The sequence below is a fragment of the Gimesia aquarii genome (assembly GCF_007748175.1).
Taxonomy (GTDB): domain Bacteria; phylum Planctomycetota; class Planctomycetia; order Planctomycetales; family Planctomycetaceae; genus Gimesia; species Gimesia aquarii_A.
Window position 1 is genome coordinate 1,361,806 of record NZ_CP037422.1, and the last position, 11,769, is coordinate 1,373,574.

Here is an 11,769-nt window from a genome sequence, read left to right on the forward strand (position 1 = left end):
CACGCAGCTTTTTCGAGCGTCGAATGCTTCCATCATATAATGTAGAACAGACATTGCATTTAATAAAGAAACCAAATGAAGTGACAATTCGTATGTAAGAAAACCACGCAAAGAATCATATGAAATTCACTAACGTGCTCGACATGGGATGGGAGACACTGTTAAGATAGAAAACCTAAGATAGAAAACCATTTCCCAGGATTAACCAACATGGGAAATAGTGAATAAGGTGGCGGAATCAATTCCGTCCACCATACATACCACGTTCCTCACGAATTTCGATAACAAGTTCCCAAAAACAGCAACTCGTCCATTCAATCGGGATACGACTATGCGAAAATATATTTGCATTCTTCTTGCCTTACTCGCATTTACTACCAGTACAGTAAACGCACAAGAGTTCCAGAGCCTTTTTAACGGGAAAGACCTCGATGGCTGGGCTGGAAAAAAAGGTTTTTGGACCGTCAAAGATGGTGCTATTGTCGGTGAAACGACGAAAGAAAAACCGGCCAAACCGAACACCTTCCTCGTCTGGCAAGGTGGCGAGGTAAGGGACTTTGAATTCAAGGCCACCGTCCGGTTCAAAGGTAACAACTCCGGCATTCAATATCGTAGCCAGTTGGTTGATCCCGTAAATTTTGCATTGAAAGGTTATCAGGCTGATCTGCACCCGAAACCAGAATATTTTGGCATGATGTATGGTGAGAAAACCGGGCGAGGGATTATCGCGCAGCGGTTCCAACGTGTCGAAGCGGGTACAAAAGGTAAGCCAACCGTTGTTGCAGAGATAGGTGATAAAAAACAAGAACTCGTTGATTGGGAATGGAACGAAATTCGAATTGTTGCCGTTGGTAACCGTATGGTTCATCAGATCAATGGCGTCAATACAATTGATCTGACCGATGACCATCCCCAGGCTTTTTCAAAAGGCGTTTTGGGATTGCAACTCCACGCGGGGCCTCCAATGAGAGTCGAATTTAAAGATCTAAAATACCGTCCGTTGGTCGGTGACGAAGCGACCGCTGTTCTCAAAGCGGCAGTTGAGAACAAGAAAAAGGAACCCGCGTCTAAGAAAACTGTATCCAAATCGAAAAAGCCTGGCAGATATGACTGGGTGTCGAAAAAACCGGCTCCCGTTTGGGTATGGCGTACTAAGAATCCAACTGGAAATGAACCGATCTACCTTCGCAAGAAATTTGAGGTCTCAGACCCGATCAAAGCAGCACGTTTATATTTCACTTGTGATAACCGCGCAACCGTTTGGATCAACGGGAAAGAGGTTGGCACAGCGACCGATTGGGGCAACCCTGTCATCCTGAGCAATGCGAAAAAGTTCGTCCAGACAGGAGTAAATCAAATTGCGGTTCAGGCCAAAAATAACGGCGGCGTTGCTGCGTTTATATTGAAACTGGAAGTCGAAACTACCGACGAAAAAAAACAGTCGATCACATCCTCTCCTGATTGGAAACTTTCTGACTCTAAAGCCAAAGGCTGGAAACTTGCCAGCTTTGACGATTCCACCTGGAAACTAAAGTTGAAAAAAATGGGAAACTTTGGCAGTCGTCCCTGGGGTAAGCCGGGGATCACGAGCCGTAGTGGTAGAGTCGACCTTGCAGAACTCACAGAGACGATTACGGTTGCCGAAGATTTCAAGGTTGAGCTGCTCTACGAAGTTCCCGGCAATGAACAAGGGAGTTGGGTTTCGCTCACAACTGATGGCAAAGGCCGCTTACTGGCGAGCGATCAAGGAGACAAGGGGCTCTACCGTATTACTGTTACAAAACATGATGAAGAACCGCAGGTCGAAGTGGAAAAACTGAAAATGGATCTTTCCGGTGCACAGGGCATGGTCTGGCACAACGACGCGCTTTATTTTCACAGGAATGGTGGCAATCTCTTTAAAATGACCGATACCAATGGTGATGACCAGTTTGATAAAGCCGAAGTATTACCCAGCGAACGCAGTGGGGGAGAGCACGGCAACCACGCCGTGATTGTGGCTGAGGATGGAGAGCATCTTTACGTCATTGGTGGAAATCACGCTGCCTTACCACCACAAGACAGTATTGTTCGCTCGCACGTACCTACCTGGGATGAAGACCTGCTTTTACCACGCGAATGGGATGCAAACGGTCATGCGCGTGGCCGTCTTGCACCAGGGGGCTGGATTTCCAAATTCTCTCCTGAAACGAAACAACATGAGATTATCTCAACAGGTTATCGTAACCAGTACGACATTGCCCTCAATCGATTCGGTGATCTTTTCACATACGATGCCGATATGGAATGGGACCTCGGTACGCCCTGGTATCGTCCAACAAGAATTAACTGTGCAGTGAGCGGTTCTGATTACGGGTGGCGCAGTGGTTCTGGGAAATGGCCCGAATATTACGAAGACAGCTTGCCAGCCGTGGTTAATATTGGTCCCGGTTCTCCAACCGGTGTGATCAGTGGTTTAGGCGCCAAGTTTCCTGCCAAATATCAGGATGCGATATTTGCGCTCGATTGGACGTTCGGTACGATTTATGCCATTCATCTTACCCCGGATGGTGCTGGTTACCGTGGCGAACAGGAAGCATTCTGCTATGGCTCACCACTTCCATTGACTGACGCGATTATTGGGCACGATGGTGCGCTTTACTTTACCATCGGTGGTCGTGGCACCAAGTCGGCATTATTCCGCATCACATACGTTGGTAAAAAATCGACCAAACCCGTGTCGGGAGAAATTGCGGGAGCCAAGGCGCGAAAACTCCGTCGTAGTCTTGAAGCATATCACGGTAAGCAGTCCCCTGCTGCAGTAGAATCCGCCTGGCCTCATCTTTCCAGTTCAGACCGCTGGCTACGTTACGCAGCACGCGTCGCGATTGAGTCACAGCCCGTTGATCAGTGGGCTAAGAGAGTCTTTACAGAGAAAAACTCCCAGGCCAAAATTTCCAGTGCAGTTGCACTTGCCCGTATGGGAAACAAGTCGCATCGCGATGCCCAAATTGCGGCGCTCCTCAAACTAAATCCGGCTGAGTTGAGCGAAACCCAGTTCCTCGGCCTCCTCCGCGCTTATGCCCTTACTTTTATCCGTCTCGGCAAACCGACAGCCGCGCAACGCGAGCAGATTATCGCTACACTCGATCCGCATTTGCCAAATAAGAATAAGAACATCAATACTGAGTTGGTCCGTGTTCTGGTTTATCTTGAAGCACCGAACGTCATTTCGAAAGCCATTGATCTCATCGCAAACCGTGGAGAGCCAAAAGTACCGGACTGGACCGAACTCGCGGGTCGTAATAAAAACTATGGAGGACGTGTACTCGCGATGCTCGAAAACCACCCGCCGACACATGAAGTTAACTATGCTTTCATGCTTCGCAACCTGCGTCAAGGCTGGACCATGGACCAGCGTCGCAGCTACATCGAGTTTATCAACTCGGCTGCGAAGTATCACGGTGGCAATAGCTATGCCAAGTTTCTCGGCAATCTGCGTGATGAAGTCCTCGGTTATCTGAGCAACGCCGACCGCGCTGCGCTGGCTGATATCAGTGGTGAGAATTTTAATCCCGTACCCGATTTTGAGATTACCACACCACAAGGGCCTGGCAAAACTTGGACTATCGCAGAAGCGAGCAAGCATACAAATCGTAACAAGATGCGATCTGCAAGCTTTGAGAGCGGTCGTAATTTGTTCCACGCGATGCGTTGTGCCGCATGTCACCGATTTGACGGACTTGGCGGTGATGTGGGGCCGGATTTGACAACGGTGAAAAATAAGTTCGATGCCAGATACATTCTTGAATCGATCATCGAGCCAAGTAAGGTCATTTCAGATCAATACCAGTCATCAATTGTGGTGACAGAGGATGGTCGCACATTAACAGGACTTGTCTCCAAAGATGGAGACAAAGTGATTGTCTATCCAGCCGATGCAAAAGCCAAACCGATTGCTGTGTCTTTAAACAAAGTGGAAGAAATTCTGCCGTCCTCTGTCTCACAAATGCCGCAGTCGATGTTGAATGCACTCAACGCTGACGAGGTGCGTGACTTGATCGCGTATTTATTGTCGGGCGGTGATCCGAAATCGCGAGTTTACAAAAAATAAACATTAAAGATCACGCGTTGTTTTTCGATTTGCGATTGTAAGGATAAATGGACTTTACAGTCGCCCGCTCCGAAAGACCCCGTAGATCAACCAGATTCCCAACAGACTTGACAACATAAAAATGGGAATGCTGATATAAACCAGCCGATCATCGGATAGAATTGTTACGGAAGATGCTAAAATGAGTGCAGACACAACCATTCCAATGGTTAGCCGATTGCCTGATCGATCCATCTCAGTTGTTAAGTGATCGATCCCTCTATGTTCCAGTTGAATCCTGAGCTCATCGTCACTCAATTTTCCCAAGGTTCGGCCAATCTGTTCGGGAAGTTCATGTAATACCTTTGACAAGCTACAGGCATCTGACCAGATTCGTCCAGCGATGGCACGAGGATGATAACGTTCGGAAGAAATCTGATAGATGTAAGGCTCCATTTCCTGAGCGATATTCAAGTCGGGAGCAATACGAGATGCGACACCTTCCAGTGTAATTAAAGCGCGAATCAGTAACATGATATCGACGGGGCAACGAATACGGTGGATCGCCAGTATATTAATAAAATCAGTCAGCATTTTTCCCACACTGATCTGATCCAGCGGGATGCCATAATAATTTCCGATGAAATCACGCAAGTCAGCGCGTAACAACTGATGATCAACGTTTCGTTTTGTTTTACCTATTTTCAGTACGACATCGACCAGACGTGAAGCGTCTTTCTTCGCAACATTCAATAATAAGTCGACCAGTAAATCCCGTCGTTCCGCTTCCAGAACTCCGATCATTCCATAATCAATAAAACAGATGGAGCCGTCCGGTAGAATTCGAATGTTACCCGGGTGAGGGTCCGCGTGAAAAATTCCGAATTCAAAAGTCATTTTCATAAAAATGCGGGCCCCGTTTGCCGCGACATCATGCGCGCTGATTGGCAAGTTCTTTAACTGCTCACCATTATCAATATCGTCAATCCGGTAGCCATCGATATATTCCATGGTGATGACATCACCTTGTGTCAAATCCCAGAAAATTTTAGGGACATGCAATGTGGCATCATCTTGAAACAGGCGATAGAACTCATCAGTCGAACGTGCCTCTCGAGTAAATTGCAGTTCACGCCGGATTGTACGAGAAAATTGATTGACCAGACCGACCGGATCAAAGACTTCTGCATCTGGAAAATGGCGTTCGATCATCGTTGCCAACTCGTACATCAGACTTAAATCTTGTTCTATGACGCGATCGATATCAGGACGTTTTATTTTTACTACTAATTGTGTCCCATCATGGAGGCGGGCACGATGTACCTGCCCCAATGATCCCGCGGCCAGTGGTTTATGGTCAAATTCAGAAAAAAGAGAATCAATCGAGTTTTCCAATTCACGTTCGACAATTTCAATCGCAGTGTTGCTGGGAAATGAGGGGACTCGTTCTTGAAGTTTTGATAACTCCCGAATAACATCTTTGGGAATCAGATCGGGGCGTGTACTAACAACCTGGCCAAATTTAATAAATGTGACACCCAGGCTTTCTAAAGCAAGCCGAATGCGCTTGGCACGAGTTAATCTGACTTCCGGTTCGGACCGTTTCCAGAATAGAAGTCGGCGGCCCCACCGTAAATAGCGTCGTAGCCCCAATTGATCTACCAGATCATCAAAACCATAATTCACAAGAACCGTTACGATTTCGCGGCTTCTTCGTAGATTTCTTAATAACCGTAGTGGGTTCGATTCCAAGGGATTCTCCTGCAAAGAAAGCGGCCTCACGAATTTCCTCATCAGTAAGCATTGCATTCAGTTCAGTTTTACTTTTTATCTTATCAGACTATAACAGACGTTCCTATGCAGCAAACCCTCTATCCTATTAAAATAGAACTGGTAGTCATCTTCTTATATTTAACTTGAAGCGCGGAGACGGAATTATGCGTTTTCTGAAATACATCCTGTTGATAATGCTCTACACGGCTTCTGACAGTTTTGCAGGCGACTGGCCTCAGATTCTCGGTCCCTATCGAAATGGCCATATTAGAGGAGAATCGCTTGCCAAGTCATGGCCCGAAGGGGGACCCATTACGAAGTGGCAGCGCACGGTCGGGAGTGGCTTTGCCGGGCTGGCGATTTCTCAGAATGTGGCTATTTTATTTCATAGAATTGGAGATCAGGAAACAGTCGAAGCGCTGGAAGCTCAAACAGGTAAAGTAATCTGGAAACATTCGATTCCCGTAAATTACCGGGGCACATTCAATCCCAATGATGGTCCCATTGCGGTACCTCTGATTTATAACAATCGTATTTACGTTTATGGGATCAGTGGTAAGCTACAATGTCTCGATTTCAAGACTGGTAAACAGATCTGGATGCGCGATACGCACAAGGATTATCAGGTGGGCGAAGGTTACTTTGGTGTTGGTAGTACTCCCATCATTGTGGAAAACAAACTGATCGTCAATGTTGGGGGAAAACGTAAAAACGCAGGGATTGTTGCTTTTTCTCTGGATAAAGGGATCACGCTCTGGCAGACAATGCAGGATGACGCCAGTTACTCCTCTCCTGTTTCTGCATTCTTACATGGCCGTTATTATGCCATCTTTATCACCCGACTCCATTTAGTGGGCGTTGATCCTCGAAATGGAAACGTCTTGTTTCAGTTTCCTTTCGGGAAACGTGGTCCGACAGTGAATGGTGCGAATCCTGTCGTCGTCGGAAAGTATATATTCGCAACGGCCAGTTATGGCGTAGGAGGACTTTGGGTTCAGACTGAACGTGATAGTGCGAGTGAAGTCTGGCGGAATGGTCAAATCATGTCCAGCCAATATACGACGCCCGTTGAATACGGAGGAACATTAATTGGTATTGATGGGCGTCAGGATATTGGTTCGTCGAGGCTGCTCTGCTTTGATCCAAAATCCAAAAAAGTGCTCTGGTCAAAAGATGATTTTGGTTATGCCACTTTGATTGAAGCCGATGATAAATTGATTATTATGAAATCAGATGGGAAATTAGTATTGGCCGAAGCGTCGCAGGAAGAATATAAAGAACTCGCTCGTGCTCAGGTTCTGAATTCAACTACACGGGCACTACCGGCTTTGTCTAACGGTCTCCTCTTTGTACGAAGTGAAAAAACTCTGAAATGTTTACAGTTAAAGTCGGATAATCCTGTTCCAGAAAAGCCTGATAAAGCCACTTTAAAGTAAGGACTTGTTTCATAATGTCATCCAGCCGCCGTTCGCATAGTGAAGAACAGTTTCAACGTGCTCTCAAAGTGATACCCGGAGGTGTCAATAGTCCTGCGCGGGCGTTTGGCGCAGTGGGAGGCCATCCAGTCATTATTGATCGGGGGGAAGGTCAGTATCTCTATGACATTGATGGCAATCGCTATATCGATTACGTCGGTTCCTGGGGGCCTCATATTCTCGGGCATCGTCATCCGCAGGTTGTCTTCAGAATTGAAGCGGCACTTAAGAAGGGAACCAGTTTTGGTGCACCCACATTACTGGAAACGGAACTGGCCGAACTCGTTGCTGAACTGGTACCTTGTGTTGAAAAGGTTCGTATGGTGAATTCCGGTACGGAAGCGGCTATGAGTGTCCTTCGATTGGCACGCGGATATACGGGGCGAGATAAAGTAATTAAGTTTGCGGGCTGTTATCATGGGCATGTTGACAGTTTACTCGTTCAAGCCGGTAGTGGGGCACTGACATTGGGAACGCCGTCGAGTCCCGGTGTTCCTCAAGGTTGTACCTCGGACACATTGGTGCTTGAGTACAACGATTTCGATCAACTCAAAGAGACTTTTGCAAAAATGGGAGAGCAAATAGCCTGTCTGATTCTAGAGCCCGTTGTCGGTAATATGGGGGTCGTGTTGCCAGAACCTGGTTTTCTGGAAACCATCCGCGCGCTTTGTACAGAACATGGCACAGTCTTTATCATGGATGAGGTTATGACCGGTTTCCGCCTTTCCATAGGAGGAGCGCAAGAGCGATTTGGCATCACACCTGATATTTGTATGTTGGGGAAAGTCATTGGTGGTGGAATGCCTGTGGGTGCTTATGGCGGTAAAGCAGAAATCATGGATACGATTTCTCCTGTTGGAACGGTTTACCAGGCGGGAACACTTTCCGGGAACCCTATCGCAATGGCTTCGGGAATTGCGACCTTGGAATGTTTGAAAGAAACCAACCCCTATCCACAACTGGAAGAGAAAACACAACGTTTGACACAAGGACTTGTTTCTGCTGCCAGTAAAGCGGGGTTGCCCCATACATTGGCAGAATGCGGTTCCATGTACACGCTCTTTTTCAATCCAGACAAAGTCACTAATTATACGATTTCTGCTCGTAATGATACGGATCGATTCGCTCGATACTTTCAAGGCATGCTGGATCGGGGGATTTATCTTCCTTGCAGCCAGTTTGAAGCCAACTTTACCTCAGCGGCGTTAACCGATGATGATATTGATCAAACCATTCAAGCAGCTGAGGAAGTTTTGCAAGAAATCGCCTGATTCCATTGATCAGGTACAGATCGTACAAATTTAAGGGGTGAAGTCTGTCGTTTCATCAATGCCCCTGCAAAACGTTGCTAGTAACGTTGCGGCGTTGTCGAGATCTTCTAACGAGATGACTTCTACTGGACTATGCATGTACCGATTTGGAATGGCCACGATTCCTGTCGCCATACCTGCCTGGTTCAATTGCATTGCGTTGGCATCGTTTCCGGCAGGTCGAGAGATGCCATTTATCTGGCAGGCAATTTCTGTTTTGTTAGCTAATTGTGTCAATGAGGAAAACACAACCGGGTTCACATTCGGTCCACGATAAACGACTGGTCCACCACCAACTTTGATATCTCCATTTTCTTTCTTGCTCACTGTGGGGCAGTCCGTGGCATGTGTCACATCAACGGCAATTCCCACTTCAGGCTCAATTGAATATGCACTGGTTTTTGCGCCTCTCAGTCCAATTTCCTCTTGCACTGTGGAAACGGAGAAAACTCCCACTTCAGGCTTTTTTTCACTTAGTTGGCGTAATGCTTCCATCACGACCCAGACGCCGACTCGGTTGTCCATGCCAGGCGCAGATGCTAACTGATTCAGCATGGGACGAAACCCAAGCTCAAAGGTCACAGGATCTCCGATCGCGACCAGCTCTCGTGCTTCGTCTCCATTTTTGGCACCGATGTCAATCCAGAGGTCTTTAATTTCTGGAACCGATTTTCTTTCTTCAGGAGTTAACAAGTGAATGGCTTTGCGAGCGATGACGCCATGCACTGGTCCAGAGGCAGTGTGTACCTGCATGTTCTGTCCCAGCAACATCTGAATGTCCCAGCCACCAATCAGGTTTGCCCAAAGATAACCATCATCGTCGATATGCTGCACTAAAAGACCAATTTGATCACAGTGCCCCGCAAACATGACACGTCTTTTGGCATCCGGATTAACCGCTGCAATGACGTTACCGTGCAAGTCTGTTGTGACTTCATCAGCAAATGAACCAACATATTCACGAACAACCTCTTGGATAGGGCCTTCGTATCCAGAAGGAGCGGGAGCATGAAGCAGGTTTTTCAAAAAATCGAGTGATTGCGCATCCATGAATTGAGTCCAAAAAATTGAAGGGTTTTACCTGTATACAGGAGAATATACTTGATATTCATCATCTGAAACGATCAGTCGACTGATTGTAAGTGTCATAATTTTAGTAACTTATGATTTAATTTCAATCCGCACTCAAAAAAGCTCATTTGATTGAAACGCTTTAAAATGGGCTCCTTTATTTGGAAGGATGTAAATTTGAGAAAAAAGATTCAGCCACTGATCAAATCTTTAAGCTAAGCTTGAGTAATGATTTGAGAACAAATTTAGAGTCCAGAAGTGATATAAGATCTTCTCCCAAAAGAGCGATTCAAAGTCACGATGGAAGTGAAGCATCAGAATGGCTCTGAAGACAAGAATAAATGATCGGTTATGTTATCTCCCCATTAAAACTCTGAGGATAAAATGGTTGATTGGACAAAATTACGTAAGGAATTGATTGGAGAAGGAAAAAAAAGCCCATTACCTCCTCAAATCAAGCTGCCGATGTTACCGAAAGCGGTGATGGAATTTTCACAAAAGTCTGAAGATCCCAAAGCGACACCCAAAGAACTCAGTAAGATCATAGAAACTGATGCAGGAATTTCTTGTGAATTATTACGGATGGTGAATTCCAGCGCGTTAGGATTACGTCGTAAAGTTTCATCTATTCAGCAAACGATCACTTTGATGGGGATTCGCTCGACAAAGCTCTTTTTGATTACGACTGGCTTAAAGCAGGCTATGTCAACCAATGATTCCAAGCTGATCAATCTACCGAATTTCTGGAGCACAAATCTCGAGCGGGCATTGATGGCACGAGAAGTAGCACGATTAATGAAAGTCGATCCAGATATTGCTTTTTCAGCAGCGATGTTGCAGGATTTTTTGCTTCCGATTTTATCGAAAGAATTATTCGACCTCTATCTGCAGTTTACCATCAATCAGGATAGCAATCCTTGTCTCATCAATGAATATGAGCGGAGGCATTTTAGCTGGGATCACTGTGAAGCAGCAGCAAATGTGATGTTAGACTGGTCGTTTCCTGATGAGTTAATCTGCACCGTCTATTTGCATCATGAAGGATTGAAGCTGCTGACTCATCCTGAATTGAGCAAAACAACTGCAGCAGCAGTTACCGTAGCTTCACTGATCCCGGACCCGCTCCGTCAGGATCCCAATGGGTTAAACCAATTAATTCAATTGCATGAAGCCTGGGAAGAATTTAATCTCTTCGAAATGGCAGAACAGATTGATACTGAACTCAGAGAAGAATCGACGGCGGCCAGCAATTATCTTTCACTGAAAAATCGCCTGGAAAAACATGCAGCTCTAATTGAGAGCAATTAGTATCTGTTTTTTTCAGGAGACGGTTGTGGAATAATCGCTTGTTTGTTTCAGGCTTTTGTCCCACTTTTCTTTTTCGGTTCGAATTTGTTCTTCAGAAAGTTTTTCCTGATCAATTGCTGAATCACTTTTTAATAGATAACGTCCGTCTTCGGTATGCACACAGAACTGTTTGAACCAGAGCATACTGGCAACGTTTGGTTGCGGACTGTAAAGTGTTACCGCGATCCCTTTTTCATAGAGATCGTAAAGCATCCCGAAAAAACCGCTCGGAATATATTTTACGTATGTCAATTCGACTCCAATCGATTTACATTTTTCTTGATCGACTAAACGAGCCAGGGTCTCTCGCAACAAGGACAGATCGGCACCATCCCAGATTTCCATCGTTCCGAAATCCAGTACAGTCACTCCTTCACGCACATAGACGCTCATTCGATCGCGTTTTGAAGCCATGCCGTCGTTCTCTCTTTCTGCTTGTTGACTATCAAAGCTGTTAAACAGTGAACTGTTAAGAACATTGAATAGACGCAAAGAGCGGACCAATTTTGTCCAGATTCATTTACTTTCTATTAACAATGTCAACAAACCCTTGTTAAGAAGAGGCTTACGAAAAATTATCGCCGCTGACATTCATAAACTCTTAACAGGCACTGTTGTGCTTTTTCTACATCCAGGCAACATGTGGTGTAAAAAGACATCATGGCTGACCCAACTGTTGAAACACTCAACAAACCCAACTTTTCAGTTCTTTGCAATGTCT

Annotated in this window: 7 protein-coding genes; 4 read left to right on the plus strand and 3 right to left on the minus strand. The window is 45.9% G+C overall.

The features are described from left to right. Positions 1–331 precede the first annotated feature (331 nt). Complete coding sequence (locus V202x_RS05560; RefSeq protein WP_145171981.1) at positions 332–4,093, plus strand: family 16 glycoside hydrolase; 3,762 nt, start codon at positions 332–334, stop codon at positions 4,091–4,093. Between the two features lie 54 nt (positions 4,094–4,147). Here V202x_RS05560 and V202x_RS05565 read toward each other — a convergent pair whose 3' ends face one another. Beyond that, positions 4,148–5,854 (minus strand): ABC1 kinase family protein, encoded by a 1,707-nt coding sequence (locus V202x_RS05565; RefSeq protein ID WP_232098865.1) that lies wholly within the window; start codon positions 5,852–5,854, stop codon positions 4,148–4,150. Positions 5,855–6,009: 155 nt separating this feature from the next. On the opposite strand from V202x_RS05565, the gene V202x_RS05570 reads away from it, so the two are divergent. Both V202x_RS05570 and hemL read left to right on the plus strand, forming a co-directional pair. Beyond that, positions 6,010–7,281 carry a PQQ-binding-like beta-propeller repeat protein gene (locus tag V202x_RS05570; RefSeq protein WP_145171983.1) on the plus strand — a complete coding sequence of 424 codons (1,272 nt, stop codon included), beginning with the start codon at positions 6,010–6,012 and terminating at the stop codon, positions 7,279–7,281. A gap of 14 nt (positions 7,282–7,295) precedes the next feature. After that, a complete protein-coding gene (gene hemL, locus V202x_RS05575) occupies positions 7,296–8,591 on the plus strand; it encodes a glutamate-1-semialdehyde 2,1-aminomutase (protein ID WP_145171985.1) in 1,296 nt (431 codons plus the stop codon). 30 nt (positions 8,592–8,621) lie between these two features. Here the strand turns inward: hemL and V202x_RS05580 are convergent, their stop codons facing one another. Further along, positions 8,622–9,680 carry a M42 family metallopeptidase gene (locus V202x_RS05580; RefSeq protein WP_145171987.1) on the minus strand — a complete coding sequence of 353 codons (1,059 nt, stop codon included), beginning with the start codon at positions 9,678–9,680 and terminating at the stop codon, positions 8,622–8,624. Between the two features lie 405 nt (positions 9,681–10,085). Here V202x_RS05580 and V202x_RS05585 point away from each other — a divergent pair, with 405 nt between their 5' ends. After that, positions 10,086–11,009 carry an HDOD domain-containing protein gene (locus V202x_RS05585; RefSeq protein WP_145171990.1) on the plus strand — a complete coding sequence of 308 codons (924 nt, stop codon included), beginning with the start codon at positions 10,086–10,088 and terminating at the stop codon, positions 11,007–11,009. 12 nt (positions 11,010–11,021) lie between these two features. Here the strand turns inward: V202x_RS05585 and V202x_RS05590 are convergent, their stop codons facing one another. Further along, positions 11,022–11,462, minus strand: coding sequence for an STAS domain-containing protein (locus V202x_RS05590; protein ID WP_145171992.1), 441 nt, complete (start codon positions 11,460–11,462; stop codon positions 11,022–11,024). Positions 11,463–11,769 lie beyond the last annotated feature (307 nt).

What these genes read in the sequence shown, in the direction of transcription:
- V202x_RS05585 (WP_145171990.1), top strand. Translation starts at nt 10,086, where the DNA reads ATGGTTGATTGGACAAAATTACGTAAGGAATTGATTGGAGAAGGAAAA.
- V202x_RS05580 (WP_145171987.1), bottom strand. Translation starts at nt 9,680, where the DNA reads ATGGATGCGCAATCACTCGATTTTTTGAAAAACCTGCTTCATGCTCCC.
- hemL (WP_145171985.1), top strand. Translation starts at nt 7,296, where the DNA reads ATGTCATCCAGCCGCCGTTCGCATAGTGAAGAACAGTTTCAACGTGCT.
- V202x_RS05590 (WP_145171992.1), bottom strand. Translation starts at nt 11,462, where the DNA reads ATGGCTTCAAAACGCGATCGAATGAGCGTCTATGTGCGTGAAGGAGTG.
- V202x_RS05570 (WP_145171983.1), top strand. Translation starts at nt 6,010, where the DNA reads ATGCGTTTTCTGAAATACATCCTGTTGATAATGCTCTACACGGCTTCT.
- V202x_RS05560 (WP_145171981.1), top strand. Translation starts at nt 332, where the DNA reads ATGCGAAAATATATTTGCATTCTTCTTGCCTTACTCGCATTTACTACC.